This is a genomic window from Methylobacterium marchantiae (assembly GCF_042679825.1).
In the GTDB taxonomy this organism is placed as follows: Bacteria; Pseudomonadota; Alphaproteobacteria; order Rhizobiales; family Beijerinckiaceae; genus Methylobacterium; species Methylobacterium marchantiae.
Map to the genome: position 1 here is coordinate 81152 of NZ_JBHTND010000005.1, position 25112 is coordinate 106263.

23 protein-coding genes, 1 tRNA gene and 2 pseudogenes are annotated in these 25112 nt (G+C 64.5%); 18 read left to right on the top strand and 8 right to left on the bottom strand.

Translation table 11 applies throughout. From position 1 onward, the window contains the following. Nucleotides 1-25 precede the first annotated feature (25 nt). Both ACFQ4G_RS05405 and ACFQ4G_RS05410 read left to right on the top strand, forming a co-directional pair. Nucleotides 26-655 carry a hypothetical protein gene (locus ACFQ4G_RS05405; RefSeq protein ID WP_018044273.1) on the top strand — a complete coding sequence of 210 codons (630 nt, stop codon included), beginning with the start codon at nucleotides 26-28 and terminating at the stop codon, nucleotides 653-655. A gap of 562 nt (nucleotides 656-1217) precedes the next feature. Further along, nucleotides 1218-1682, top strand: coding sequence for a hypothetical protein (locus ACFQ4G_RS05410; protein ID WP_018044272.1), 465 nt, complete (start codon nucleotides 1218-1220; stop codon nucleotides 1680-1682). 3 nt (nucleotides 1683-1685) lie between these two features. Here ACFQ4G_RS05410 and ACFQ4G_RS05415 read toward each other — a convergent pair whose 3' ends face one another. Then, a complete protein-coding gene (locus tag ACFQ4G_RS05415) occupies nucleotides 1686-2228 on the bottom strand; it encodes a metallophosphoesterase family protein (RefSeq protein ID WP_018044271.1) in 543 nt (180 codons plus the stop codon). A gap of 234 nt (nucleotides 2229-2462) precedes the next feature. On the opposite strand from ACFQ4G_RS05415, the gene ACFQ4G_RS05420 reads away from it, so the two are divergent. After that, on the top strand, nucleotides 2463-2684 hold the full coding sequence (locus ACFQ4G_RS05420) for a hypothetical protein (RefSeq protein WP_238206022.1): 222 nt from the start codon (nucleotides 2463-2465) through the stop codon (nucleotides 2682-2684). On the opposite strand, the gene ACFQ4G_RS05425 is transcribed toward ACFQ4G_RS05420, so the two are convergent. From ACFQ4G_RS05425 to ACFQ4G_RS05445, 5 genes and pseudogenes are all read right to left on the bottom strand, one after another. Continuing rightward, entirely contained in the window at nucleotides 2666-4234 is a 1569-nt protein-coding gene (locus ACFQ4G_RS05425; RefSeq protein WP_056306583.1) for an integrase arm-type DNA-binding domain-containing protein, read from the bottom strand. The genes ACFQ4G_RS05420 and ACFQ4G_RS05425 overlap by 19 nt on opposite strands. Nucleotides 4235-4587: 353 nt before the next feature. Continuing rightward, nucleotides 4588-4766: pseudogene (locus ACFQ4G_RS22025) on the bottom strand (transposase); the annotation flags it as partial. 342 nt (nucleotides 4767-5108) lie between these two features. Further along, nucleotides 5109-5318 carry a hypothetical protein gene (locus ACFQ4G_RS05435; RefSeq protein ID WP_379039841.1) on the bottom strand — a complete coding sequence of 70 codons (210 nt, stop codon included), beginning with the start codon at nucleotides 5316-5318 and terminating at the stop codon, nucleotides 5109-5111. Nucleotides 5319-5738: 420 nt separating this feature from the next. Next, nucleotides 5739-6399 (bottom strand): annotated as a pseudogene (locus ACFQ4G_RS05440) (IS3 family transposase); the annotation flags it as partial. 131 nt (nucleotides 6400-6530) lie between these two features. Then, nucleotides 6531-7601, bottom strand: a complete 1071-nt coding sequence (locus ACFQ4G_RS05445; protein ID WP_238206024.1) for an IS630 family transposase — start codon at nucleotides 7599-7601, stop codon at nucleotides 6531-6533. A 70-nt stretch (nucleotides 7602-7671) separates the two neighbouring features. On the opposite strand from ACFQ4G_RS05445, the gene ACFQ4G_RS05450 reads away from it, so the two are divergent. The 11 genes from ACFQ4G_RS05450 to rplA all read left to right on the top strand — a co-directional run bounded on the left by ACFQ4G_RS05450 (nucleotide 7672) and on the right by rplA (nucleotide 15044). After that, nucleotides 7672-7944: a DUF1109 domain-containing protein gene (locus tag ACFQ4G_RS05450; protein ID WP_379039843.1), complete on the top strand. Its 273-nt coding sequence runs from the start codon at nucleotides 7672-7674 to the stop codon at nucleotides 7942-7944. Between the two features lie 115 nt (nucleotides 7945-8059). Beyond that, entirely contained in the window at nucleotides 8060-9058 is a 999-nt protein-coding gene (locus ACFQ4G_RS05455) for a glycosyltransferase family 2 protein (protein WP_238206027.1), read from the top strand. Continuing rightward, a complete protein-coding gene (locus ACFQ4G_RS05460) occupies nucleotides 9055-9738 on the top strand; it encodes a class I SAM-dependent methyltransferase (protein WP_238206029.1) in 684 nt (227 codons plus the stop codon). The genes ACFQ4G_RS05455 and ACFQ4G_RS05460 overlap by 4 nt, the downstream gene beginning before the upstream one ends. Nucleotides 9739-9803: 65 nt before the next feature. Then, on the top strand, nucleotides 9804-9944 hold the full coding sequence (locus tag ACFQ4G_RS05465; protein ID WP_238206031.1) for a hypothetical protein: 141 nt from the start codon (nucleotides 9804-9806) through the stop codon (nucleotides 9942-9944). A 220-nt stretch (nucleotides 9945-10164) separates the two neighbouring features. Further along, the gene (tuf, locus tag ACFQ4G_RS05470) at nucleotides 10165-11355 is read left to right on the top strand and encodes an elongation factor Tu (RefSeq protein ID WP_238209109.1); all 1191 of its coding nucleotides are present in this window, start codon (nucleotides 10165-10167) and stop codon (nucleotides 11353-11355) included. A 116-nt stretch (nucleotides 11356-11471) separates the two neighbouring features. After that, complete coding sequence (locus ACFQ4G_RS05475) at nucleotides 11472-12416, top strand: DUF1444 family protein (protein WP_238208795.1); 945 nt, start codon at nucleotides 11472-11474, stop codon at nucleotides 12414-12416. Nucleotides 12417-12493: 77 nt separating this feature from the next. Next, nucleotides 12494-12570 (top strand) — tRNA-Trp (locus ACFQ4G_RS05480). Nucleotides 12571-12793: 223 nt separating this feature from the next. Beyond that, nucleotides 12794-13096, top strand: coding sequence for a preprotein translocase subunit SecE (secE, locus tag ACFQ4G_RS05485; protein WP_238208796.1), 303 nt, complete (start codon nucleotides 12794-12796; stop codon nucleotides 13094-13096). A 67-nt stretch (nucleotides 13097-13163) separates the two neighbouring features. After that, nucleotides 13164-13697: a transcription termination/antitermination protein NusG gene (gene nusG / locus ACFQ4G_RS05490; protein WP_238208797.1), complete on the top strand. Its 534-nt coding sequence runs from the start codon at nucleotides 13164-13166 to the stop codon at nucleotides 13695-13697. Between the two features lie 185 nt (nucleotides 13698-13882). Next, on the top strand, nucleotides 13883-14332 hold the full coding sequence (rplK, locus tag ACFQ4G_RS05495) for a 50S ribosomal protein L11 (protein WP_018044245.1): 450 nt from the start codon (nucleotides 13883-13885) through the stop codon (nucleotides 14330-14332). 13 nt (nucleotides 14333-14345) lie between these two features. After that, nucleotides 14346-15044, top strand: coding sequence for a 50S ribosomal protein L1 (gene rplA, locus ACFQ4G_RS05500; RefSeq protein WP_238208798.1), 699 nt, complete (start codon nucleotides 14346-14348; stop codon nucleotides 15042-15044). 66 nt (nucleotides 15045-15110) lie between these two features. Here the strand turns inward: rplA and ACFQ4G_RS05505 are convergent, their stop codons facing one another. Then, on the bottom strand, nucleotides 15111-15311 hold the full coding sequence (locus tag ACFQ4G_RS05505; RefSeq protein ID WP_238208799.1) for a hypothetical protein: 201 nt from the start codon (nucleotides 15309-15311) through the stop codon (nucleotides 15111-15113). Nucleotides 15312-16150: 839 nt separating this feature from the next. Between ACFQ4G_RS05505 and ACFQ4G_RS05510 the strand changes: the two genes are divergently transcribed. After that, on the top strand, nucleotides 16151-17779 hold the full coding sequence (locus ACFQ4G_RS05510) for a B12-binding domain-containing radical SAM protein (protein WP_238208800.1): 1629 nt from the start codon (nucleotides 16151-16153) through the stop codon (nucleotides 17777-17779). A 119-nt stretch (nucleotides 17780-17898) separates the two neighbouring features. On the opposite strand, the gene ACFQ4G_RS05515 is transcribed toward ACFQ4G_RS05510, so the two are convergent. Next, on the bottom strand, nucleotides 17899-18870 hold the full coding sequence (locus tag ACFQ4G_RS05515; RefSeq protein WP_379039881.1) for an NAD(P)H-binding protein: 972 nt from the start codon (nucleotides 18868-18870) through the stop codon (nucleotides 17899-17901). Between the two features lie 806 nt (nucleotides 18871-19676). On the opposite strand from ACFQ4G_RS05515, the gene rplJ reads away from it, so the two are divergent. The 3 genes from rplJ to rpoB all read left to right on the top strand — a co-directional run bounded on the left by rplJ (nucleotide 19677) and on the right by rpoB (nucleotide 25008). Beyond that, entirely contained in the window at nucleotides 19677-20207 is a 531-nt protein-coding gene (rplJ, locus tag ACFQ4G_RS05520; protein WP_238208802.1) for a 50S ribosomal protein L10, read from the top strand. A 57-nt stretch (nucleotides 20208-20264) separates the two neighbouring features. Continuing rightward, entirely contained in the window at nucleotides 20265-20636 is a 372-nt protein-coding gene (gene rplL, locus ACFQ4G_RS05525; RefSeq protein ID WP_018044238.1) for a 50S ribosomal protein L7/L12, read from the top strand. A gap of 247 nt (nucleotides 20637-20883) precedes the next feature. Beyond that, a complete protein-coding gene (gene rpoB / locus ACFQ4G_RS05530) occupies nucleotides 20884-25008 on the top strand; it encodes a DNA-directed RNA polymerase subunit beta (protein WP_238208803.1) in 4125 nt (1374 codons plus the stop codon). Nucleotides 25009-25112: the final 104 nt, after the last annotated feature.

The following is a 25112-nucleotide window of genomic DNA, read 5'->3' on the forward strand; positions in this document are numbered from 1 at the left end:
CCTTTCACCGACAGGACCACGCATCATGCGTATCAAGACCTTCGACCACCGGCCCGTGCAGGCCATCATTCGCGGCTCGCTCGACCGCTGCTTCGACAACCGCTCGAACGAGTACCGGGCCGCCGTCATCATGGAAGGCTTGTTTGAAGCCGGCTTCGAGATCGTCCCGAAAGCCAGGCCTGCGGCCGCTGCGTTCAATTCTCTTGGGGCGATGCCCGTGAAGGTGGTCGTATTCGAGGAGCCCGACGACGTTTCTGAGGCCCCAACCCTTGCCCCCAGGGATGTCCACACCCTGCCGGGCGGCCGCAAGGCCTCTGTCATGACGCTCAACGAGAAGCGCATCCTCCAGGCTATTGCCCAGGAGAGCTGGGCAAGGCTCTCGACCCGCGAGTTCGAGACGTACAAGCAGTGCCTCAGTGATTGGTCGGAGGGCGAAGCATCGGGTCCCCGCAGCGGCTACCACGAGGCGCTCGCTCTCATCCGTGCCGGTGAGACGTCCGCGGTCGCCATCGCTGCGGCCCTGGGGGGTGACGGGCGGACGGGTGAGGAGGGGGACGTTTGGGCACTCTACGATGCCCGTCACCGCACCCGGGCACGCTACGATTACAAGGCCGACCCCGACCTGCAGCGGCCCATCAACGCCGCCCAGGGTTAGTCATCTATGACCCTGGGCGCTCGCATTTGAGCGCCCAGGGAGCCGCCTTGGTTCAGAGCTTGATCGTAAAACTGGCATGCTCTGAAGCGGAACGCAAACGCACATGCCCAAGACTAATATGTATCCGTATGTTTACGACCCGAGTTACACAAAATACATTTCCAGATATTGGACGCCACCAAGGGTTCAGAAGAAAGCGGAGTGGCAAAACGCTTGCCGAAACGCGTTCTCGGGCCTCGATATCGCGGACCGCGAGTTCGTCCGTGCATCTGCTTTTATATTATCTGATAAAGACGATTCTTGGACCAAGGGTCGCCTGAGACATCGATTCAATCGTCTGCGAGTACGTATAACTACATTGAGAAGTGAATTTGTACGTTTGTATCCTATGACATTCTACCATGGTATACAGAACTGTCCATGGCGGGAGCGGCATTCACTGACACGCCCGCTGGAAGGGCCGGAGCGGCGCCTGAATTTAATTTGCAGGCTCGCACTCCCCGGTTTGTCGAGATGGCTCGGCCGGCCTCTGCGGTACGTCATTGAAAGCGGCAGGCATCACATGCCCGGCGACGCGTGTGTGTGGCCCGACATCATTTGCATCGTCCCCGGCCCGGGGTTCCTTACCGTCATTGTCCGCCGGGGCCTGCATCACCCCCCGCCGTCGAGCACGATCTATCCGATGTCGGCCGTCGGTCCCCAGGAGGGCAGTGACGGCGTATGGCTCGCAAGGGGTTCCTGGATCTCGAAACGACATCGCGACCGGCCGCCGACGGAGGGCTGGTTTGCCTGGTCATACGTGCCCGGTCCGAGCGGTGAAATCGAATTTCTCGTGCAGGGCGGCAGTGCGAAAGTGGCGCTCCGTCGATTTTGGGCGATCTACGATGCGACTGTGGTCGTGCCCACCTGGCATGGCAAGACGCCAGCGGACAGGCACCTGGCCTGGCTCCCTCCCGAGCCAGCCCCCCTCGACCTGACCGCCGAGGACGAGGAGGCCCTGGAGGGGCTAGAGGGCATCTGTGTGTAGCTGTCACCGTGTGAGGACGCGTTCCTCCGGCTGCGTGTCACTCGCGGCCATGCGTTCGAGGATCTGGCTGAGGGTCACCGGGCGGTACGACCACACGTCGACCCCGACATCCTGTGACTGGGTCGTGCCGGGCAAGAGCCCATGCGTGTGCCCGAAGAGGTGGAGCGACCCCCGATAGGCACGCGGCCACGAACGCATGGGGTAGTGGCAGAGCACGACGTGGCGGTCCTCGACGGAGATCTCCCTGATCCCGTCGTGCTGCTCCGCCCAACCGAGCTTGCGATTCTTGCGGTCATGATTCCCGGCGATGAGGATCTTGCGGCCGTTCAATCTCCGGAAAATCTTGCCGGCATACTCGGGCGTCGAGAGCGCGAAATCGCCGAGATGGTAGACCGTGTCCCCGGGCTGGACGGTCGAGTTCCAGGCCTCGATGAGCATCGCATCGTGCTCCTCTATACTGGCGAACCCAGGGCGCAGACCATGAAGAATTGAGGCATGCCCGAAATGGGTGTCCGCAGTGATGAAGTTGGCCATGACGGCCTCCATAAAATGGAGGCCGGCGCGCGCGCTCAGGTCCTCCTCAGGTGACGGGAAGGGGGGCGAATGCCCGGGTTTTTCGCGACATGGGGGAGGCCTCGGGGGCGGGGTGAATCTGGACGATCGCAGCTCGCCGAGAGGTGGGCAAGCGCGACGTTTGCGCAGGGTAAAGAAATCCCTGGCCTCAATTTGGGATCGACTCCCGGCCTCGTTTGTTCTTCATTCGTTCTCATGAGCGAATCGATGGAGACAGTCGTGGACGAGATGGAACGCGCCTATCTGGATGCCTGCGACGGTGACGCGCGGGATGCCCTGCGCCGGGCCCTGGGCGATGCCCTCCAGGAGCTCGCGGCCGTGGACCGACAGGTCAGCCGGGGTTTCGTGCGGGCGGGCAAGCCAGCGGATCTCGCCCGCAAGCTGGGACCTGAACGACGCGCCCGGCAGGGTCAGGGGGCGGTTGGCTGAGCCCTCCCGGGGCCTCGCTTCGTGCGTTCCCTCGTGACCGGTGCCGGCAGCGCGGCCAGCGCGGCCCGCTCGTTCTCGTAGGCCTCCAGCACCGCATCGACCCACAGGGCCATGCCCTCCGACTTGAGGGGTATCCGTTGGCTCCGGTCGTAGTGAAGGCGCGTGACGGCGGAGCGGCGGTCGCGCTCGTCCTCGGTCACTCCGGCCTCGTGGTCCAGGATCGCGGACGCGGCCCCGCCCAGGCGATGGTCCGAGAGGAACGTCGTGATCGCCCGGCGGACGTCATGCAGCGTCCAAGGCCGGATGCCGTGGATCCCGAAATAATCGACCAGCGGCCGCGCGGTGACCGTCGACCCCGTCACCTTCTTCCCCCGCAGCCGGTAGAGGAGCGCGTTCAGGGCACCCTGGCCGACATGGCCGTCCCCCCGGATCGACGGGAAAAGCCAGCGATTCGTCTCACGGTCGGGATCCTCGGCAAGCACCCGGTCGATCACGTACCAGGCGCCCGGGGGGAGGGGGAGCACAAACGGGCGATCTTCCTTCATGACCCCGGCGCTCCATGTCACGGCGCGCCAACCCGGTCCCGGCACGCCGGCGTCCTCGGGGATGGGGGCAACGTCCAACCGTGCGGTCTCCGCGACGGCGCCCGTGCGCTGGCCCGTGAGGACAGTGAACCACAGCATCGCTAGAGTGCCCGGCGCGGTCGCGTGTTCCGTCTGACCGAGTGTCCGGTATCTCTCCGCGACGGCCAGGGTCCGGGCGAGCTCGTCGATCTCGGGCGCGTGCCTGCGCTTGCCCGGCTTGTATCGGATCGTCCACTGGTCTCGCCAGAGCGGCCACTTCTCAGTCGCCTTCGCCATGCCGGACACGCCGCTATGGTTCGACCAGGCCCAGTCGAGCATCTCCCGTCCCTGGCGTACGGCCCGGGCGGCCGCGCTGCGCGAGTTCGCGGCGATGATCTCGTTCCGGATACCCTGCAGGTCGGTGGCCGTGACCTCACGGACGGGGCGGCGGGCGATCCGGTCGAATGCCTTGTGGCGCAGGTACGAAGCGTATGCGGGGAAGTACCCAGGGTCGAGGTCCGGCCGCTTCTCCTCAAGGAACAGATCGACGAGGTCCCGCCATTCCCACGGGCCGTGCCGCCGCCGGTCCTCGTCGCTCTGCCGTTCTACCTCCACCGGCCAAGCCGCGTCCGCCGAGGTCTCGTGGTCGCCGCCGGTCGTGACCATGGCATGCGCGTAGACGGCGACGTCCTGCCGGGGGTCCCGCCCATCCTTCACGTCCAGCCGGGCCCGGGCGGCCGCCTCACGCGCCGCGGCGACCGAGACGGAAGCCATGTCCCCGAGGCGGAGGGTCGACATGCGGAGCTTGAGGATCCAGTTGCCGGCCGCCGGCGTCACGCGGAGCACGAGCCCCGGGAAGGCGTCGTCGCAGAAGTCGATCCCGCGGCCGGGGACGGTCCCGCTATCGATCATCCGGCGCGCCTTCTTCAGGTGCTCCGCCGTCAGCCGCGCCCGCTCCCGTGCGTATGTCCCCCGCGATGCCGCCATGTCCGTCTCCGTGGATACCGCATGGATACCGCACGTCCGAAACGCGGCCGCAAGAGTCCCCGGGAACGGTCCACCGGGAAAAGCCATGCAGGATTAACGGTTTGCGCGGGAAGCGCCGGGGAGGTGGCGAGGCGGAAAGCCCGGGGGATCGTCCTTCCAAGCTGAATACCCGGGTTCGATTCCCGGTACCCGCTCCAATGCCCTGTCCTTAAAAACTCAATACCCCTTCCGACGGAGCGGAGGCATCGTATCCGCTCTCGAACAGGCGTTTGGTTTTAGTTCATCCGCGCTCCTGGCGCTGAGGGAGTGATTGAGGGCTGATAGGTGGAGTTGCACCGGCTCATAGCCGTTGATCACGCCGCATGGAGCACCCGCTGCTGCAGGAGGTCGAAGCCGGCACGTCCGTACATCCGCCGCTTGATCAGCTTGAGGTGGTTGACCTGACCTTCGACGGCCCGTTGCTCCAGGGCTGTGTGATCACCGCCCGTACGGCATCCGAATCCTGGCGCAGGCCGGTAGCGAAGCCGTGCAATCCCGTTTCGGCTGCCGCGTCCAGCCAGGGTTCCAGCCCTGCCGGATCATCCTGCCGCAGCAGATCGGTGAAGGCTCGCACGTGGGTGGCCGTGATCCGAACCTCCGGAGCCGCCTCACACAGTGCGTCGATGAAGGCACGCTCCTCATGGCTCAGCTTGGTCGGATCGCCTGCCAACAGGCGCGTGGTCCGGCGCATCGAGGGCGTGCGACGCAATCGGGAGCGATCCGGTGTGGTCTCTCGCTTTTGAGCGATCCAGCGTCGAACGATATCGACACCGCCACCGAAGCCCCGCGCCCGCAGCTCCCGATGCAAGGCGGCGCCGCTGCGGAGCCCCTCCTATCAGCGGGCTTCGGCAAAGCCGCGATGCCGGTCAAGCTGGCTCGATCCCGGCGCTCGGCGATACGGGACGAACGTGCCGGCGCGCAGATAGCTGCGCACAGTGTTGCAGGTCAGCCCGGTCCGGTGCGCGATCTGCAGGATCGGCGGACCCTCCGCATGAAGACGCAGGACATCGTCGAAGCGCCTGCGGCGGTTCTCGCTCCGTTGCATGAGAGGCGGCGTGGGATGGGCAGGGCTGGCATGATGCCGGAGCGAGACCGAAGCTCGGCAGCCTTCTGGATCTGCGTCTGGTGACGCACGACGACGGAACGGAAGGCTTCGGAGGCGTTGAATGGACCCGAGAAGAGGCATAGCCGCATGTGGGACAGACCGCCTGCGCAGCGGTGGGCCTGGCAAGAAGCAACAGCCCTGACGGATCGAGGGTCAGTTCATCGACGTGCAGCTCATCGGGCACTATCGGCAGCGACGAGTTCGAGATCGGCATCCGACGCCTCCTCGGTCAGGCTGAGGACCAACGTTCGAAAGCACGGTTCGACTCCATCAGTACCAGAAGTGCGGATGAACCTTGATTTTTCCCAGCCACAAAGAGCGTGACGTTCAGGACTGACCTTGCCTCCTGATTGCCCCCGCTCATAACCAGAGTTCATTCTGGTTCTGGTCCTGCCGGGATCGGGTTGCAAACGCGTATGGAGTGAGCCCGCCGAGGCTCGTGTGAGAGCGACATGTGTTGTAGTCCACCTGCTACGCCTCGATGATGGTCCGGGCCGCCGGCAGGCTCCGGAACAGGTGCTCGTTCTGGCACTCGTCGCGCAGGCGCCCGTTCAAGCTTTCGACGAAGCCGTTCTGCTGCGGCTTGCCAGGCGCGATGTAGTGCCACTCGACAGCACGCTCCTTCCGCCAGCGCAGAATCGCGTGCGAGGCCAGCTCGGTGCCGCTGTGCGAGAGGATCATTAGCGGCTTACCCCGGCTTTCGATGATCCGGTCGAGTTCGCGCGCGACCCGCCGTCCAGACAGCGATGTGTCGACGACCAGCGCCAGACACTCGCGCGTGCGGTCGTCGACCACGACGAGGATGCGCAAGCGCCGCCCGTCGTCGAGCGTGTCAGAGCCGAAGTCGAGGCTCCAGCCTGTTCGGCTCCTGGGGCACGGCGGCCGGGGCCCGCGTTCCCAGTGCGCGCTTGCGCACCGACTGCCGCTACTCCCGATAAAGACGGAAGAGCTTCTTGTGGTTCAGCGTGAGGCCTTCCCGCCGCAGCAGGATGAGTAAGCGCCGATAGCCGAACCGGCGGCGTCGCCAGCCAGGCTGCACCGGTCGCCGCCTTTCAAAGCAGCGTACCCGGGCGCAGCAATGCCTGGGCGTTGCTGCTCATTCCTCCGCTCGTCCTATGGATCGAGACCAAACATCTAGTAGATTGCACTGACTCAGACGGATGGTTCAGGGGCTCGGTTGAGGGCATCGAAGATGGCGGCGGCGGGCTTTGTCCAGACGAAGGGACGGGCGCTGCGGTTGTGCTCGGCGATGTAGCGTTTGATGGCAGCCTGCAGGTCGACGATGCCGGTGAAGGTGCCCCTTTGCAGGCGGCGGCGCGTCAGCGCGGAGAAGAAGCCCTCCACCGCATTGAGCCAAGAGGCTGAGGTCGGTGTGAAGTGGAAGGTCCATCGGGGGTGGCGGTTGAGCCAAGCGCGAACCTTCGGGTGCTTGTGGCTGCCGTAGTTGTCGAGCACCACGTGGATCACCTTGCCCGCGGGGACTGCGGCCTCGACGGCATTCAGGAAGCGGATGAATTCACCGTGGCGATGGCGCTGCATGCAGCGGCCGAGGACGTTGCCTTCCAGGACGTCGAGGGCGGCAAACAAGGTCGTCGTACCGTGGCGGGTGTAGTCATGCGTCTGAGCGGCAGGATGTCCGGGACCGATGGGCCGATCGGGACGGGTTCGCTCCAGGGCCTGGATCTGGGACTTTTCATCGATGGACAGCACGACGGCGTGGGCGGGCGGATCCATGTAGAGACCGACCACATCCTCGACCTTTTCGGCGAAGCCCGGGTCGTGCGAGCGCTTGAAGGTACGCACCCGATGCGGCTGCAGGCGGTGCTCTTGCCAGATCCGCTGCACGGAGCGGAGTGAGATGCCGGTCCGCGCAGCGACGGCGCGGCCGGTCCAGTGAGTGACTTCGTCCGGCGGTTCCGAACAGGTCAGCGCCAGCACCTTCGCCACTGTGCGCGTGGAATGCGGTGGGGTGCCGGGTGGGCGGGTCTTGTCGCGCAGCAGGCCCTCGACGCCCTCCTCGGCAAAGCGCTGCTGCCAGCGCCAGACAGCGGGTCGGCTGACGCCAGCCTGCCGCGCCACGTCCTGCACGCTCAACCGTTCGGACGACAGCAGGACGATGCGCGCCCGCAGGATGTGCTTGAGAGGGCGGGATCGATCTCCGGCGATCGTGGCAAGCGCCGACTGGGTGGCGTTGTCGAGGAGCACGCAGACGGTCTGAGCCATCGCCCAGACTCGCATGCATCACGCCCTGCGTGAATCCTCTGACCGCGTCAGTGCACTAGTGAGCGTCTCATTGCCTCTCTCCATCCTGCTGATGCTGCGCCGTGCCTGTCCACTGAATCCGAATCTGACAGCGGCATTGGGCGGCCTCGCCGCCGCCGCGGCTGCCCTCTTGGTGCCGTTTCATCCTCACGATGCCACTGCGACGGATTTAGCCGTGCATCTGGTGGCCTTCCTCATCGTCGTCGGCCTGAACACGAGTTTTAGCGGCCGCCTTCTCAACGGAACGGCCGGGTCCGGAAGCGAGGGCGGTCCCGTCAGCCCGAAGGCAGAGGCTGGTCGATGATTCGGCGGAGGCGACTGCGTTCGAGAGAAAGGCAGCAGATTGGACGATTAGAGCCGTCTTAATCATACTTCCTTACCGTCTGAAGGATCGGACCTTCCGTCCGTCGGCGACACGCATGACCGTGATATCTCCCTCTGCGCAAATCGGCACGCCGACCTACAGCCTCGTCGTTCCCTTGTTCAACGAGGAGGCTGTCCTGCCGCTGCTGCTGCATCGCCTCGACCAGCTTCTCAACAAACTCGATGGGCCAGCGGAGGTGATCCTCGTCGACGATGGCAGCACCGACACGACCGGGATCGTAGCCGCCGGTCGTGCCAAGGACGATCCGCGTTATCGTTACCTCGCTCTGTCGCGTAATTTCGGCCATCAGATCGCCATTACTGCAGGCATGGAACGTGCCTCCGGCGCCGCCGTAGTGGTGATGGATGCCGATCTGCAGGACCCGCCGGAGGTCGTCCTCGATCTCGCCGCCAAATGGCGCGAAGGCTACGAGATCGTCTACGCCAAGCGCCTGAGCCGGGAGGGTGAAAGCCGCTTCAAGCGCTGGACTGCCGGGTTATTCTATCGCCTCATCCGCGCGCTGACGGCCATAGACATCCCGGCCGATGTCGGCGATTTCCGCCTCGTCGATCGCAAGGCGCTCGATGCCTTTCTCGCCATGCCCGAGCGAAACCGTTTCGTGCGCGGAATGTTCAGCTGGATGGGCTTCCGCCAGATCGCAGTGCCGTTCCACCGCCTATCGCGTACGGCTGGTCAAACCAAGTACGGCTGGTCGAAGATGCTGCGACTCGCTTTCGACGGCATTGTCGGCTTCTCGGACGTGCCACTTCGCTTCGCCCTCTGGGCGGGGACCGGCGTCTCCCTCGGCGCACTTGCTTACGGTCTCTATATCGCCCTGCGAGCGCTTCACGACCCGACCCTCGTCACAGGCTGGGCCTCGATCATCGTCCTCGTCTCGTTCCTCGCCGGCATGAACTTGCTGATGACCGGCATCGTCGGACTCTATGTCGGCCGGATCCACACCGAGGTGAAGCAGCGTCCGCTCTACGTCGTCGGCCGGGCCGTCGGCTTTCCTGAGGGCGAGAAAGCGGCAAAGTCGAGGATTGCAGCATGACGAACGCGTTCGACGCGTACCGCACAAGTTACGAATCAGTCGTCGAGGAATCGATCGCCTTTTCCGGTCTAGAGCACGGCTTCTTCGTGACCGCGAAGGCCGATCTGCTCGCAGACGTGTTCGGCCGGCACTTCGGTGCCTCCCGCCCGACGCTTCTTGATGTGGGCTGCGGCGTCGGCCTCCTACATCGTCGCCTTACTGGCATCGCCTCACGGGTGAGCGGCACCGATCCCTCGCCCGAATCCCTGGCCCGTGCGGGGAGCGAGAACCCCGACAACCTCTACCGCCTTCAGGAAGGCAGCACATTGCCTTTCGAAAATGGGGCATTCGACGCGACGCTCGCCGTCTGCGTCTTCCATCACGTCCCCGTCATCGAGCGTTCCGGCTTGTTGGCCAACATGCGGCGCGTGACCCGCCGTGGCGGTCTCGTGGCAATAATTGAGCACAATCCCTGGAACCCTCTGACGCGGCTCGCGGTGTCACGCTGCCCCTTCGATCACGACGCCGTGCTGCTCGGTGCCCACGAGACCCGCACGCTGCTAGCGGAACAAGGGCTACGGAACATTCGGAGCCGATACTTCCTGGCCTTCCCGTTCCGGCGGCCCTGGGTCCAGAGTGTCGAGAAGGCGATCGGCTGGGTGCCGCTCGGAGCGCAGTTCGTGGTCTCCGGGACCGTGTAACGACGTAGTCTGCGGGCGTAGGAGGGCGGTAGCGAATCTTCATCGACCAAGACGTCAAGGTCCAGATGGATATCGATCGTGTCGACAAGCGGACCGGAGACACCCTGCTGAGCTACAAGGGCCCGTTCCAATCGATCCCACTCTTCGGCGGCCTCTCGACGGTGATCGCGGTCGCCGTCGAACCACCGACCCCACCCTCCGCATGACCGACAGGTACGTTGAGGGCTATGCCGCTTGGCTCTTGCGGAACTGCCGATAACGACAGGCCGGTCTGCATCGCATCCGGCCTCGATTTGACCTCCGCAGGGATCATCCCTTGATCATCTGACGCCAAGCCTCTATCCGGGCGGCGTCTTTCGCCCGGCTCGACATCTCGATCGCCGCCCAGGGCGACCGCTCATGTGACTTTGTCTTAGGAATGTGACGATGGCCAAAGAGAAATTCGCGCGCACGAAGCCGCATTGCAACATCGGCACGATCGGTCACGTCGACCACGGCAAGACGTCGTTGACGGCGGCGATCACGAAGGTTCTGGCCGAGACGGGCGGAGCGACGTTCACGGCCTACGACCAGATTGACAAGGCGCCTGAGGAGAAGGCCCGCGGCATCACGATCTCGACGGCGCATGTCGAGTACGAGACCGCCAATCGCCACTACGCCCACGTCGATTGCCCGGGTCACGCCGATTACGTGAAGAACATGATCACCGGTGCGGCGCAGATGGACGGCGCGATCCTGGTGGTCTCGGCCGCCGACGGCCCGATGCCCCAGACCCGCGAGCACATCCTGCTCGCCCGTCAGGTCGGCGTGCCGGCGCTGGTGGTGTTCCTCAACAAGGTCGATCTCGTCGACGACGAGGAGCTCCTCGAGCTCGTCGAGATGGAGGTGCGCGAACTGCTCTCCAAGTACGACTTCCCCGGCGACGACATCCCGATCACCAAGGGTTCGGCCAAGGTGGCGCTGGACAACGGCGACAAGGCCGTCGGCCACGACGCGGTCATCGCCCTGATGGCCTCGGTGGATGCCTACATCCCGCAGCCCGAGCGTCCGATCGACAAGCCGTTCCTGATGCCGATCGAGGACGTGTTCTCGATCTCGGGCCGCGGCACCGTGGTGACGGGTCGCGTCGAGCGCGGCATCGTCAAGGTCGGCGAGACCGTGGAGATCGTCGGCATCCGCGACACCCAGACCACCACGGTCACGGGCGTCGAGATGTTCCGCAAGCTGCTCGACCAGGGCCAGGCCGGCGACAATGTCGGCGTGCTCCTGCGCGGCACCAAGCGCGAGGACGTCGAGCGCGGCCAGGTCGTGTGCAAGCCCGGCTCGGTCAAGCCCCACACCAAGTTCAAGGCCGAGGCCTACATCCTCACCAAGGAGGAGGGCGGCCGCCACACCCCGTTCTTCACCAACTACCGCCCGCAGTTCTACTTCCGCACAACGGACGTGACCGGTGTCTGCGTCCTTCCCGAGGGCACCGAGATGGTGATGCCCGGTGACAGCGTCACCATGGACGTCACCCTCATCGTCCCCGTCGCCATGGAAGAAAAGCTGCGCTTCGCCATCCGCGAAGGCGGACGCACCGTCGGCGCCGGCGTCGTCGCCGCCATCAACGATTAAGTTCAGAACGCTCAGTCTCCACCGTTGGTTGTCCACATTGATGCCGGAGGCTCGTCTTGACGAGCCTCCGGCATCATCGTTTCTAAACCATGGGTTGTATGCCGCGAGGCTGTTTCATGGATTCGATACCGCCAGCACGTTTCGTCAGCGCACTTTCTCGACGCCGCGTCATCGGGGGATCCCTGCTACTACTGACGGCATCATTGCCAGCGAACAGCTTTCCCGCCAAAAATTTTCCGTCTCAAAAGCGCGCGTCGCTTCTGACATTTCGAGAAGAAGTCCTCTCTATTCTGCGCGTTGATTATCCCGCCGTGACGGTCACGGTGGACGATGATGATCTGGAGCAGATCATCATCGGCCGCTTCACGCTGTTCCTCGGCAACATTCGCCAAAAAGTCACCGACTTGATCGGCGCAGAGCGTAGGGCCGTCATCGTCAACTACCTCCATCCGCTCGCTACCGCGAAGCCTCTTCCTGCGACGCCGGCGCCGGCAGAGACCTTCCCCAAGGCTTCGGTCCGCCTGCGCATCCAGCTTGTTCCCATCGAGTACCGCGAGCAGGTGCCGACCCTGACCTGCCGCCGCTTCTCCGAGCGTCTCCTCGTTGCCTACGCCCTCGATGAGGAGAAGCGTTACCAGCTCGTGACCCATTCAATCTTCGAGGGATGGGGCGTCGATCAGGCAACCGTCGAGCGGGTCGCCAGACGCAACCTCGAACTCGCCTCGGGCGACATCCAGGTCCACGTCTCGGCGACCGGAAAATCCGGCTATTTCGCGACTCTCGCCAACGAGAGCGGCTATGCCGCGGCCTGTTTGCTCCTGCCCATGGTGATGGACCAGATCCAGGAGGGCCTCGGAACGCAGAGTATCGTCGCCGCAGTCCCCACACGGGATGTTCTTATCGCGTGGTCATCGAACAGTGAGGGTAAAGACCGACTCGCTTCCATCGTGACGATGTACATGCGCAAGGGTCCATACGGCCGAAGCGATGAGCTCTTCTCCTACTCGAAGGACGGTATCCGCCCTCTGAACAGCCACGAGCTCACTGAGCACGGCCGATAGGAAACATCGAATTTCGCTGTCTCGATCTCAGAATCCCTTGCGCCCGGCTCGGCTATGAGGCATGGAACGTGCCGCGTAGGAGTGTAGCTCAACTGGTCAGAGCGCCGGTCTCCAAAACCGGAGGTTGCGGGTTCGAGTCCCTCCACTCCTGCCATTTGCTTCATGCGCAACGACGGATTGATCCTCTCGCGGGAACATCGGTCTGAAGCTTGTCTCTCGCTTTCAGCCGGCTGGCGTACGATGGTCGACAAGACCGGGGAGTTGCGCTAGAGCGTTCGCAATCCGAGATCAGCGAATGTGTTCGGTGCGGGGTTCGACCAGAACCTCCGCATCGGTCCGCTTTCCGGTCTGCACCAATTTTCCTGTTGTTGGCATCAATGGCATCGAACGAAGCAACGAAGAAGGTGGATCCGACGCGTACTCCGCAGCGCGGTTCCGCCACGCCGACGCCGACGCGGGTGACCCCGCCCGCTCGGCCGGCACCCAAGCGCGTCGGCCCATTCGAATTCCTTGCCCAGGTCCGCGATGAGGGCCGCAAGGTCACGTGGCCGACCCGCAAAGAGACCACTGTGACGACCATCATGGTGTTCATTATGGTCGTGGCGGCGAGCATTTTCTTCACTCTCGTCGACCAAGCTCTGCGTTACGTCGTGACCTTGATCCTCGGGGTCGGCGCCTAGAATAATTGAGTCTTCCTGGGCGCGTCGTCGCGACCGGGCAGGCCGACGTCAGGATTTGGTGAGAATCGTGTCGAAACGCTGGTACATCGTCCACGCCTACTCGAACTTCGAGAACAAGGTCGCCCAGTCCATCAAGGATCAGGCGGCGCAGCGCGGGCTGATGGAACTGTTCGACGAAGTAATGGTCCCCACGGAGAAGGTCGTCGAGGTTCGCCGAGGCCGCAAGGTTGATGCAGAACGCAAGTTCTTTCCAGGCTACGTCCTGGTAAAGTGCGATCTCACTGATGAGGTCTACCACCTCATCAAGAACACCCCGAAGGTCACTGGATTCCTTGGCGCTGACAAGTCGAAGCCGGTTCCAATCCCTGACTCGGAAGCCGAGCGAATCAAGGGTCAGGTCGCGGAGGGCGTAGACCGTCCCAAGCCTTCGATCTCTTTCGAGATCGGAGAGACCGTCCGCGTCGCCGATGGCCCCTTCGCTTCCTTCAACGGCACCGTCGAGGAAATCGACGAGAGCCGTTCGCGCCTCAAGGTCGCCGTCTCAATCTTCGGCCGCGCTACTCCAGTGGAACTCGAATACGCTCAGGTCGAAAAAGCCTGATCGTCAGGCGAATGGTGAATGGAGGATGTAGGCAGCCCCTACTCGCTACTCGCCATTCGTCATAATCCGCGGGAGGTCCGCCCGGTTTGCCGCCGGGATCCACGGGCCGCACCGCGACCTGCAACCGCTCGATCCGACCGTGCTCGAGGCAGCCGGGCGGCGGGCTACATTTGGGAGCAGTCCCTATGGCAAAGAAGATCACGGGCTACGTGAAGCTTCAGGTTCCGGCCGGCGCCGCGAACCCGTCGCCGCCCATCGGCCCCGCGCTCGGTCAGCGTGGTCTCAACATCATGGAATTCTGCAAGGCCTTCAATGCGAAGACCTCACAGATCGAGAAGGGCACCCCGATCCCGGTCGTCATCACGGCGTACCAGGACCGCTCCTTCACCTTCGAGATGAAGCAGCCGCCGGTCACCTTCTTCCTGAAGAAGGCCGCCGGCCTGAAAATCGGCAAGAAGCCGGCTTCCGGCTCCAAGACTCCGGGCAAGGGCCCGACGGTGGGCAAGGTCACCGAGGCTCAGCTTCGCGAAATCGCCGAGAAGAAGATGCCCGACCTGAACTGCGACTCGGTTGACGCCGCCGTCGCCATGATCCGTGGCTCCGCGCGAGCCATGGGCCTCGACGTCGTCGCTTAAGGGGGAGGGCACAATGGCACATGAAGGCAAGCGCATCCGCGCCGCCCGCGAGGGCATCGACGCTCTCAAGCTCTATCCGATCGCCGAGGCGATCGCCCTGGTGAAGCAGAAGGCCAGCGCCAAGTTCGACGAGACCGTGGAAATCTCGATGAACCTCGGCGTCGACCCGCGCCATGCCGATCAAATGGTCCGCGGCGTCTGTAACCTGCCGAACGGCTCCGGCCGCACCGTGCGGGTGGCAGTGTTCGCCCGCGGCGCCAAAGCCGACGAGGCCAAGGCCGCGGGTGCCGACATCGTCGGAGCCGAGGACCTGCTCGAGATCGTCCAGAGCGGCAAGATCGAGTTCGATCGCTGCATCGCGACCCCGGACCTGATGCCGCTGGTCGGCCGTCTCGGCAAGGTGCTCGGCCCGCGCGGACTGATGCCGAACCCGAAAGTTGGCACCGTCACCATGGACGTGAAGTCCGCGGTCGCCGGCGCCAAGGGAGGCTCGGTGGAGTTCCGGGTCGAAAAGGCCGGCATCGTCCATGCCGGCATCGGCAAAGTCTCCTTCGACGAGACCAAACTCGTCGAGAACATCAAGGCTTTCGCCGATGCGGTGGCCAAGGCCAAGCCCACTGGCGCAAAGGGCACATACATCCAACGTATCGCCGTGACATCGTCGATGGGTCCGGGTGTGAAGGTCGAGCCGGCCAGCGTGCTGACCGCCTGATCGGCGGCCTTTTCGAGGACGAACATGAGAAAACGCCCGGCCCTGCGGCCGGGCGTTTTCGTTCGTCTACGGTAGGAGCCGGAAGCGGCGGCCCGCAGTCAACGTCGCGGTGAGGCCGCCAAACATTGCAAAGCCGAAGACCCGACCCGATGCGGCACCGACCAGCGCCCGGCCGCCCGGCCAGCCTGCCGTCACGATGATCTCGCCCGAGAATTCGTCCGGCGAGCGGATGGCGAGGATCGTCCCGTCCCGCTCCCTGCGCGCCACGGCGAGGACGTCGGAGAGCCGTGCTCGGTACAGGATCGAGGCGGCCTTCGTACCGGATTGCGAGGCCGTTTATACCGGATCGCGGGGGAGTTGGTACCGGATTGCGAGGCCGCTCGTACCGGATTGCGGGTCTCCAACCGGTGCTTCTCGCGCCTCCCATTCCTGCGGCCGCCGTCGAGCAGCTTCACCAGACACCGGCCAGTGCGGCGAATTTCTCGGGTCCGGCGACGTCGCGGCTCACGGTCTCCACGAGTTCGGTGTGCCAGGCCACGTTCTCCGCACCGGCCACATGGCCCGCTCGTAGAGGCCCGGCGACGCTGACCTCGACGAGCCTCGGATTCGGAGCGGCGAGGTCAGCGTCGCGCCATTCGATGAAAACCGGGGGCTCGTTCGATCCCGACTCTGTTCGGCGGCGGGAATCGCTACATGCCCGAGCGTCGCCAAGGCCAGAGCGATGCGGACGGCAAGAAGGGTTCTGAAGGACACGGTTGCGCTCCGGCGAGGAATGCTCGTCTCGCTGCGGGCGGGAGCGTGCGATCACAGGCCTTTCCACGAGATCGCATCGTCGATCGCAAGCCGCGCACAAAAACTTGATCAAACGATCTTTTTATTTAATCGACCGAGGATAATTCCAATTCATTTCGATTTATTGGTTGTGTTATAGACTATTATCTTCGGAAATCGCATAAATACGCGAGGATCATCTTCGGACCCGGATCGTCCGTGACCTGCATCATGGGCGCCCGGTTCGGCGAGCCGGCGAAACGCGCAAAAACGACGCGTCGAAACCGTCGCGAGGGAGCGCACATTTCGCGCGAGCTGTGCTAGATACCTCGACCATGCGATGCACACTCCCGGTCTCATCCCGCCGACGCATCCTCTGCGTCTTTCCCGCGTACACGCCGTCCTTCGGGACATTCGCCCATGCCTACCCGTTAATGGGCGGCGTGAAGGCTTTCATGCCTCCGCAAGGCCTGCTCCTCATCGCGGCCTACATGCCGGAGGAATGGGAGTATCGGTTCGTCGACGAGAACATCAAACGGGCCGGGCCGGAGGATTTCGCCTGGGCCGATGCGGTGTTCGTATCGGGCATGCACATCCAGGCACCCCAGATCCGGGACATCTACGCCCGGGCGCACGCGGCCGGTAAGGTGACCGCGCTCGGTGGGCCGTCCGTTTCCGGGTCGCCCGAGCAATATCCGGAATTCGACTATCTCCATATCGGCGAGATCGGCGATGCCACCGACGAGCTCGTGGCGATCCTCGACCGCGACGTGTCGATCCCGGCGGGTCAGGTCCGGCTTGAGACCAAGGAGCGCCTGCCGCTCTCCGACTTTCCGGCGCCCGCCTACGAGGCGGCCCCCCTCAAGCGTTACCTCATCGGCTCGCTTCAGTTCTCCTCCGGCTGCCCGTATCGCTGCGAGTTCTGCGACATCCCGCAGCTCTATGGTCGCCAGCCGCGCCTGAAGTCGCCCGAGCAGATGCTCGGCGAGCTCGACGCGATCATCTCCCAGCCCGGCCATCCGGCGGTGGTCTACTTCGTCGACGACAACTTCATCGGCAACCGCAAGGCCACGAAGGACATGCTGCCCCACCTCGTGGAGTGGCAGAAGAAGAATCATTACCCGCTTCAGTTCGCCTGCGAGGCGACGCTGAACATGGCCAAGCAGCCCGACATCCTCGAGCTCATGCGCCAGGCGAACTTCATGACCGTCTTCGTCGGTATCGAGACGCCGGAAGAGGATGCTCTCGCGGGCATCGACAAGAAGCACAATGCCGCCGTGCCCATGTACGAGGCCATCGAGACGCTCAACAGCTACGGGCTCGAAGTCACCTCGGGCATCATCCTCGGCCTCGACACCGAGACGGACGGTTCGGAGCAGAAGCTCATCGACTTCGTCGACAAGTCGGCGGTGCCGGTGCTGACCATGAACCTGCTCCAGGCCCTGCCCAAGACCCCGCTCTGGGATCGGCTGACCCGCGAAGGACGGCTCACGCACGACGCGTCGCTGGAATCCAACGTCCTGTTCAAGCGCCCTCACGACGACGTGGTGGCGAGCTGGCGCCGGGCGATCGCCCATGCCTACGAGCCGGAGAACCTGTTCGCGCGCTTCCGCTATCAGGTGGAACGAACCTACCCGCACCGGATCAAGACGCCGACCAGGGGCAAGCTCACGCGAACGAACTTGCGTCGCGGTCTCGTGCTCGGATTCAACATCGCCCTGCGCGTGGGCATCATGTCGGATTATCGTGGCGTGTTCTGGCGCGCGGCGGGCCATGCCCTCAAGCGCGGACAGATCGAGGCGGTGTTCAACATGGGCTTCGTGGCCCATCACCTGATCCGCTTCACCCGCGAGGCCCTACGCGGCGAGCACAACGCATCGTTCTACGCCGCCAAGGCCGACCAGAAGCGCGACGAGGCACGGACGCCGTGGTGGCAGGCAGCGCGCAAGTTCCTGCCGACCTAGTGGTCGAAATCCGGATTCCTCCGCACTTTCGGTGCTGACGGAGTCGGATCGGGCTTTTGGACGTCGATCCTCACGAGATCGAGGAGGCGTCGGTCTGCAGGGGTCCGATCGCCGCGTCGTCAGAACACGGCGTGGTCTCCGCGCTCGGCGACCGCCTCGCCTCGGACCAGGCGCGCGTAATAGTCGAACAGTGTTTCCGACCCCGTAGAAGGGGTCGCACCCGCATCGTATCGCCCTGTCGCCGGGTCCAGGACGAGCATGGACTCGGTGGCGTAGTAGCGCCCGATGCGCGCGAGCTCGGCCTTGGCCGCCAGTGCCGGCACCAGCCGTCCGAGCGTTGCCAGCACGGCGATGATCACGTCCAGCATCACCACAGGTACATGGGTGAATCGCGGTTCTTGCCCGAGCAGGGCGAAGAGCCGCTCGCCCTGTGCCTTCGGCGTGACCGCTTCGCCCGGTCCGCCGATCGGGAGCACGCGATTGCGCCGGTCTGCGTTGTCGATGCATTCGGCGAGGTAGCTGCCCAGGTCGTCGTCGCTGATCGGCTTGCAGGCGGTCAGCATGCCGTTGCCGAAAACCAGGAATGGCCTGCCGCGTTTTACGCGGTCGATCTGCCCCGAGAGCGATTTGAAGAAGGCCGTCGGCCGTACGATCGTGTAGTCGAGCCCCGATGCGGTCAGCACCTCCTCGTAAGCCAGCTTGGCATGCTGGAAGGCGAGGATCGGCTTCTGGACGCAGATCGCCGAGAGATGGATGACATGCGTCACGCCGGCGGCCCCGCTCGCGTGCAACGCGTTCACATGCGCCTGATAGTCGATCGCCCAGGCGTCGAGGGGCAATCCGGTGCGCGAGGCGAGGCAGGAGACCAGGACGTCGAACGGCTCGCCGCGGAAGCCGTCGTGCACCAGCGATGATGGATCCGTCACGTCGGAGAACCGTGCGGTCGCACCCGAGGGCGGGCGGTCCCGATCTGCCGGCCCTGAAGGATCGCGGATTTCGGCGCTACGCCTGACGAGGCAGACGACCTCATGACCGCGTGACACCAGGGCCCGCACCGTCGCACGACCGATGGTGCCGGTCCCGCCGAGCACGAGAACGCGTCGCGGCCGCACATCGCTCGGTCGATCCGCGCTCACTGTCGCTTCATCCGGACGCTCAGACATCCGTGACAGACAGCGGTCGTTCGGAGTGCTGCGTCAACCAACCTGGAGCGGGCGCCAACATCGAAACTCTGGTTTGATACGGGTACCGACTGAGGTCGACGTGTCGGACTGGCCTGCTGACGGTTCGGTGGACACCATCCTAAGCCTGTTGGCTCGGCTTTCGAACTCGACCGCCCGTGATCGAGGCCGCCCCGCAAGCGGCTCGGGGTTGGAGCGGAAGACGATCACGTCAACCCGAATCGCGTGCCTGCGACGGAATTATCCGCTCGGGGCACTTGGCAGGGCGTTTGCTAGGGCCTATAGACCCCGCTCAACGTTTTTCACACTTTGAAAGGATTCGACCGATCGGTCGATATCCGACATGCGAATTCGTCTGGGCAACCAGGCGATAATGGCCGGAAGGCTTTGAGGGGCGAGAAGCCTCTTTGAGCCTCGTCCGGCCATGTCCTGTCCGAGACTGCAGGCGCCGGGCGACCGGCTTAATCCCCCAGCCTGCACAGACGGGGAAGACCGAATTCAAGACCCTTTCGGCCACGCGATTCGCGGGGCAGTGAGGTATCGGTTTGAACCATCTCGCCCGTGCCGTCCACCGTTCCGGAGGATGTCAGGGGACAGGGCCGTGAAGCGTCGTCCAGGACGTTCCGGCTTCTCGCTGAGCCGAGTTCCGTTCCGGGCGGCATGTGCAACCGGCGGACCCTCCCCTGAGAGGGCCCCGCCAACCGGAGAGAGCCCCAGTGGACAGGACAGCAAAAGCTGATCTCGTCTCGACGCTCAACGGCGTGTTCGCGAACACGTCCGTCGTCGTCGTGGCCCACTACAAAGGCCTCACGGTCGCCGAGATGCAGAAGCTGCGCGCGCAGATGAAGCTGGCCGGTGCCACCGTGAAGGTCACCAAGAACCGCATCGCCAACATCGCTCTCGATGGCACGGACGTCGCCTCCATCAAGCCCCTCCTGAAGGGTCCGACCCTGCTCGCCTATTCGAGCGATCCGGTCGCGGCTGCGAAGGTTGCGGTGGACTTCGCCAAGGGTAACGACAAGCTCGTGATCCTCGGCGGCGCCATGGGAACGACTGCCCTGAACCCGGACGGTGTGAAGGCGCTCGCGTCGCTTCCGTCCCTCGACGAACTGCGCGCCAAGATCGTGGGCCTCATCCAGGCTCCCGCGACCAAGATCGCCCAGGTCGTCAACGCTCCGGCTGCCAAGCTGGCTCGCGTGTTCGGGGCCTATGCCACCAAGGACGAGGCTCAGAGCGAAGCGGCCTGAGGCCGCATCGCTCTTCTCAAACCATCCGTTCAAATCGATTTCTAAAGGAACACCAACATGGCTGATCTTGCCAAGCTCGTCGACGACCTGTCCTCGCTGACCGTTCTCGAAGCCGCCGACCTCGCCAAGCTCCTCGAAGAGAAGTGGGGCGTCTCCGCCGCCGCTGCCGTCGCCGTCGCCGGCCCTGCCGCTGGTCCGGCTGCCGTCGTCGAGGAGCAGACCGAGTTCACGGTTCTCCTCACCGCCGCCGGCGACAAGAAGATCGAGGTCATCAAGGAGGTCCGCGCGATCACCGGCCTCGGCCTCAAGGAAGCCAAGGACCTCGTCGAGGGCGCTCCGAAGGCCGTCAAGGAGTCCGTCAACAAGGAAGAGGCCGAGAAGCTCAAGGCCCAGCTCGAAAAGGCCGGCGCCAAGGTCGAGCTCAAGTAAGTTGCCGATGGGCCGAAACGGGCCCGTCACTTCCGGCCGGTCCCTCCGGGGCTGGCCGGCACCGATGCCCGCGGGTCTCCGACCCGCGGGCTAAGGTCGCTTCAGGCGACCGAGCGGTCCTGGAACGGACCGGCGGCATTCATTTCGGGTGGGCCTGATCCGGCGGGACAGGTCCATCGCCTGGTCGCGGGAGGCATAAAGCCTTCCCCGGGCACCCGGTACGCGGGACGTAGGAGCGAGGTCACCCATGGCCAACACGCTGGTCGGTCGCAAGCGCATTCGCAAATTCTTCGGCAAGATCAAGGAAGTCGCCGAGATGCCGAACCTCATCGAGGTTCAGAAGGCATCCTACGACCAGTTCCTGATGATGGACGAGCCGGAAGGCGGACGGGGCGACGAAGGCCTGCAGACCGTGTTCAAGTCGGTCTTCCCGATCTCCGACTTCTCGGCGACCGCGCTCCTCGAATTCGTGAAATACACGTTCGAGCAGCCGAAATACGACGTCGACGAGTGTCGCCAGCGCGGCATCACCTTCGCGGCTCCCCTCAAGGTGACGCTGCGCCTCATCGTGTTCGATGTGGACCCCGATACCGGCGCGAAGTCGGTCAAGGACATCAAGGAGCAGGACGTCTACATGGGCGACATGCCCCTGATGACGGAGAACGGCACCTTCATCGTCAACGGCACCGAGCGCGTCATCGTCTCGCAGATGCACCGGTCGCCGGGCGTGTTCTTCGACCACGACAAGGGCAAGACCCACTCGTCGGGCAAGCTGCTCTTCGCCGCGCGCATCATCCCCTATCGCGGCTCGTGGCTCGACGTCGAGTTCGACGCCAAGGACATCGTGCATGTCCGTATCGACCGGAAGCGCAAGCTTCCGGCGACGTCGCTGCTGTTCGCCCTCGGTCTCGACGGCGAGGAAATCCTCTCGACCTTCTACAACCGCGTCATCTACGACCGCGACGGCGCCGAATGGCGCGTGCCGTTCGATGCCGACCGTCTGAAGGGCTTCAAGGCCTCCGTCGACCTGGTCGACGCCGATTCCGGCGAGGTCGTGCTCGAAGCCGGCAAGAAGCTCAACGCCCGCAACGCGCGCCAGATCAGCGAGCGCGGCGTGCAGTTCCTCAAGGCCACCGACGAGGATCTGATCGGCCAGTACATCGCCGAGGATCTGGTCAACCCGAAGACCGGCGAGATCTGGGCCGAGGCCGGAGACGAGATTTCCGACAAGCTCCTCAAGAGCCTCGAGGAAGTCGGCGTGTCCGAGCTCCCCGTCCTCGACATCGATCACGTCAATGTCGGTCCCTACATCCGCAACACTCTCGCCGTGGACAAGAACTCGTCCCGCGAGGGCGCGCTGTTCGACATCTACCGCGTCATGCGCCCCGGCGAGCCGCCGACCCTCGACACCGCGGAAGCGATGTTCCACTCGCTGTTCTTCGATTCCGAGCGCTACGACCTCTCGGCCGTCGGCCGCGTGAAGATGAACATGCGCCTCGACCTCGACGCCGAGGACACCGTGCGGACCCTGCGCCGCGAGGACATGCTCGCCGTGGTGAAGGCGCTCGTGGACCTGCGCGACGGCAAGGGCGAGATCGACGACATCGATCACCTCGGCAACCGTCGCGTGCGCTCTGTGGGCGAACTGATGGAGAACCAGTACCGTCTGGGCCTCCTGCGGATGGAGCGCGCCATCAAGGAGCGCATGTCCTCCGTGGATATCGACACCGTGATGCCGCAGGACCTGATCAACGCGAAGCCCGCCGCGGCCGCGGTGCGCGAGTTCTTCGGCTCGTCGCAGCTGTCGCAGTTCATGGACCAGACCAACCCGCTCTCGGAAGTGACGCACAAGCGCCGCCTCTCGGCCCTCGGCCCGGGCGGTCTCACCCGTGAGCGCGCCGGCTTCGAGGTGCGCGACGTGCACCCGACCCATTACGGCCGCATCTGCCCGATCGAGACGCCGGAAGGCCCGAATATCGGACTGATCAACTCGCTCGCCACCTTCGCGCGGGTGAACAAGTACGGCTTCATCGAGACCCCGTTCCGTCGCGTGAAGGACGGGATCGTCACGAAGGAGGTCTCCTACCTCTCGGCCATGGAAGAGGCGAAGTACTACGTCGCCCAGGCCAACGCCCAGATGGACGAGAGCTTCAAGCTCACGGAAGACCTCGTCGTCTGCCGTCGCGCCGGCGACGTCATCGTCGTGCCGCCGGACCGCGTCGACCTCATGGACGTGTCGCCGAAGCAGCTCGTCTCCGTCGCCGCGGCGCTGATCCCGTTCCTCGAGAACGACGACGCCAACCGCGCGCTGATGGGCTCGAACATGCAGCGCCAGGCGGTGCCGCTGGTCCGTGCCGACGCGCCCTTCGTCGGCACCGGCATGGAAGCCGTGGTGGCCCGCGATTCCGGCGCCGCCATCGCGGCCCGCCGCACCGGCATCGTCGATCAGGTGGACGCCACCCGTATCGTCATCCGCGCCACGGAAGAGGCCGACGCCAACAAGCCCGGCGTCGACATCTACCGCCTGCAGAAGTTCCAGCGCTCCAACCAGTCGACCTGCATCACGCAGAAGCCGCTGGTCCGCGTGGGCGAGCAGGTGAAGAAGGGCGAGATCATCGCCGATGGTCCGTCGACGGAGTTCGGCGAGCTGGCGCTCGGCCGGAACGTGCTCGTCGCGTTCATGCCGTGGAACGGCTACAACTTCGAGGACTCGATCCTGCTCTCCGAGCGGATCGTGAAGGATGACGTGTTCACCTCGATCCATATCGAGGAGTTCGAGGTGATGGCCCGAGACACCAAGCTCGGTCCTGAGGAAATCACCCGCGACATCCCCAACGTCTCGGAAGAGGCGCTGAAGAACCTCGACGAGGCCGGCATCGTCTATATCGGTGCCGAGGTCCATGCGGGCGACATCCTCTGCGGCAAGATCACCCCGAAGGGCGAGAGCCCGATGACGCCGGAGGAGAAGCTCCTCCGCGCCATCTTCGGCGAGAAGGCCTCGGACGTCCGCGACACCTCGCTCCGGGTCCCGCCCGGGGTCACCGGTACCATCGTGGAAGTGCGCGTCTTCAACCGCCACGGCGTCGACAAGGACGAGCGCGCCCAGGCGATCGAGCGCGAGGAGATCGAGCGCCTCGCGAAGGATCGCGACGACGAGCAGGCGATCCTCGACCGCAACACCTATGCCCGCCTCGCCGGCGTCCTGATCGGCCAGTCGCCGATCGCCGGCCCGAAGGGCTTCAAGAAGGAGACCACGCTCAGCCGTGAGCTCCTGAACGAGTACCCGCGCTCGCAATGGTGGCAGTTCGCCGTCATCGACGACCGTCTCATGACCGAGATGGAAGCGATGCAGAAGCAGTACGACGAGTCGAAAAAGCGCCTCGAGCAGCGTTTCCTCGACAAGGTCGAGAAGCTGCAGCGCGGCGACGAATTGCCCCCGGGCGTGATGAAGATGGTCAAGGTCTTCGTCGCGGTGAAGCGCAAGATCCAGCCTGGCGACAAGATGGCCGGACGCCACGGCAACAAGGGTGTCGTCTCTCGGATCGTGCCGATCGAGGACATGCCGTTCCTCGAGGACGGGACGCATGCCGACATCGTGCTCAACCCTCTCGGCGTGCCCTCGCGCATGAATGTCGGCCAGATCCTGGAGACCCATCTGGGCTGGGCGGCGGCCGGTCTCGGCCGCAAGGTCGGGCTCGCGGTGGACGCCTATCTCCGCAGCAACGACATCGCGCCCCTCAAGGCGGAGATGGAGGCGATCTACTCGCCGTCGGAGCTCGAAGGCCTGTCCGACGAGGACATGGCGGAGGCCGCCAACAACGTACGCCGCGGCGTGCCGATGGCGACCCCGGTGTTCAACGGCGCCAAGGAAGCCGATATCGAGACGATGCTGGAGATGGCCGGGCTCGACCGCTCGGCGCAGTCGACGCTCTATGACGGACGTACGGGCGAGCCCTTCGACCGCAAGGTGACGATGGGCTACATCTACATGCTGAAGCTCCACCACCTCGTGGACGACAAGATCCACGCCCGGTCGATCGGCCCTTATTCGCTCGTTACCCAGCAGCCGCTGGGCGGAAAGGCGCAGTTCGGCGGTCAGCGCTTCGGCGAGATGGAGGTCTGGGCGCTGGAGGCCTATGGCGCGGCCTACACGCTGCAGGAAATGCTCACGGTGAAGTCGGACGATGTCGCCGGCCGCACCAAGGTCTACGAGGCCATCGTCCGCGGCGACGATACCTTCGAGGCAGGCATCCCCGAGAGCTTCAACGTGCTCGTGAAGGAAATGCGCTCGCTCGGCCTCAACGTGGAACTCACCTCCTCGAAGAAGCTCGCGAACGACCAGCTCGACCCGCCAGCCGAGGCGGCCGAGTAAGACGACGACACGCTCCCGCGCCGGCTGAGGACGAGCCGGCGCGGTTCGAGCGGGGAGGGGAAGCGCCTCTCGACGGACGAAGGCCAGCGGCGACCCGGCCGGTC

What these genes read in the sequence shown, in the direction of transcription:
- ACFQ4G_RS05405 (WP_018044273.1), top strand. Translation starts at nt 26, where the DNA reads ATGCGTATCAAGACCTTCGACCACCGGCCCGTGCAGGCCATCATTCGC.
- ACFQ4G_RS05410 (WP_018044272.1), top strand. Translation starts at nt 1,218, where the DNA reads ATGCCCGGCGACGCGTGTGTGTGGCCCGACATCATTTGCATCGTCCCC.
- ACFQ4G_RS05415 (WP_018044271.1), bottom strand. Translation starts at nt 2,228, where the DNA reads ATGGAGGCCGTCATGGCCAACTTCATCACTGCGGACACCCATTTCGGG.
- ACFQ4G_RS05420 (WP_238206022.1), top strand. Translation starts at nt 2,463, where the DNA reads ATGGAGACAGTCGTGGACGAGATGGAACGCGCCTATCTGGATGCCTGC.
- ACFQ4G_RS05425 (WP_056306583.1), bottom strand. Translation starts at nt 4,234, where the DNA reads ATGGCGGCATCGCGGGGGACATACGCACGGGAGCGGGCGCGGCTGACG.
- ACFQ4G_RS05435 (WP_379039841.1), bottom strand. Translation starts at nt 5,318, where the DNA reads ATGCAACGGAGCGAGAACCGCCGCAGGCGCTTCGACGATGTCCTGCGT.
- ACFQ4G_RS05445 (WP_238206024.1), bottom strand. Translation starts at nt 7,601, where the DNA reads ATGGCTCAGACCGTCTGCGTGCTCCTCGACAACGCCACCCAGTCGGCG.
- ACFQ4G_RS05455 (WP_238206027.1), top strand. Translation starts at nt 8,060, where the DNA reads ATGACCGTGATATCTCCCTCTGCGCAAATCGGCACGCCGACCTACAGC.
- ACFQ4G_RS05460 (WP_238206029.1), top strand. Translation starts at nt 9,055, where the DNA reads ATGACGAACGCGTTCGACGCGTACCGCACAAGTTACGAATCAGTCGTC.
- ACFQ4G_RS05465 (WP_238206031.1), top strand. Translation starts at nt 9,804, where the DNA reads ATGGATATCGATCGTGTCGACAAGCGGACCGGAGACACCCTGCTGAGC.
- tuf (WP_238209109.1), top strand. Translation starts at nt 10,165, where the DNA reads ATGGCCAAAGAGAAATTCGCGCGCACGAAGCCGCATTGCAACATCGGC.
- ACFQ4G_RS05475 (WP_238208795.1), top strand. Translation starts at nt 11,472, where the DNA reads ATGGATTCGATACCGCCAGCACGTTTCGTCAGCGCACTTTCTCGACGC.
- secE (WP_238208796.1), top strand. Translation starts at nt 12,794, where the DNA reads ATGGCATCGAACGAAGCAACGAAGAAGGTGGATCCGACGCGTACTCCG.
- rplK (WP_018044245.1), top strand. Translation starts at nt 13,883, where the DNA reads ATGGCAAAGAAGATCACGGGCTACGTGAAGCTTCAGGTTCCGGCCGGC.
- rplA (WP_238208798.1), top strand. Translation starts at nt 14,346, where the DNA reads ATGGCACATGAAGGCAAGCGCATCCGCGCCGCCCGCGAGGGCATCGAC.
- ACFQ4G_RS05510 (WP_238208800.1), top strand. Translation starts at nt 16,151, where the DNA reads ATGCGATGCACACTCCCGGTCTCATCCCGCCGACGCATCCTCTGCGTC.
- rplL (WP_018044238.1), top strand. Translation starts at nt 20,265, where the DNA reads ATGGCTGATCTTGCCAAGCTCGTCGACGACCTGTCCTCGCTGACCGTT.
- rpoB (WP_238208803.1), top strand. Translation starts at nt 20,884, where the DNA reads ATGGCCAACACGCTGGTCGGTCGCAAGCGCATTCGCAAATTCTTCGGC.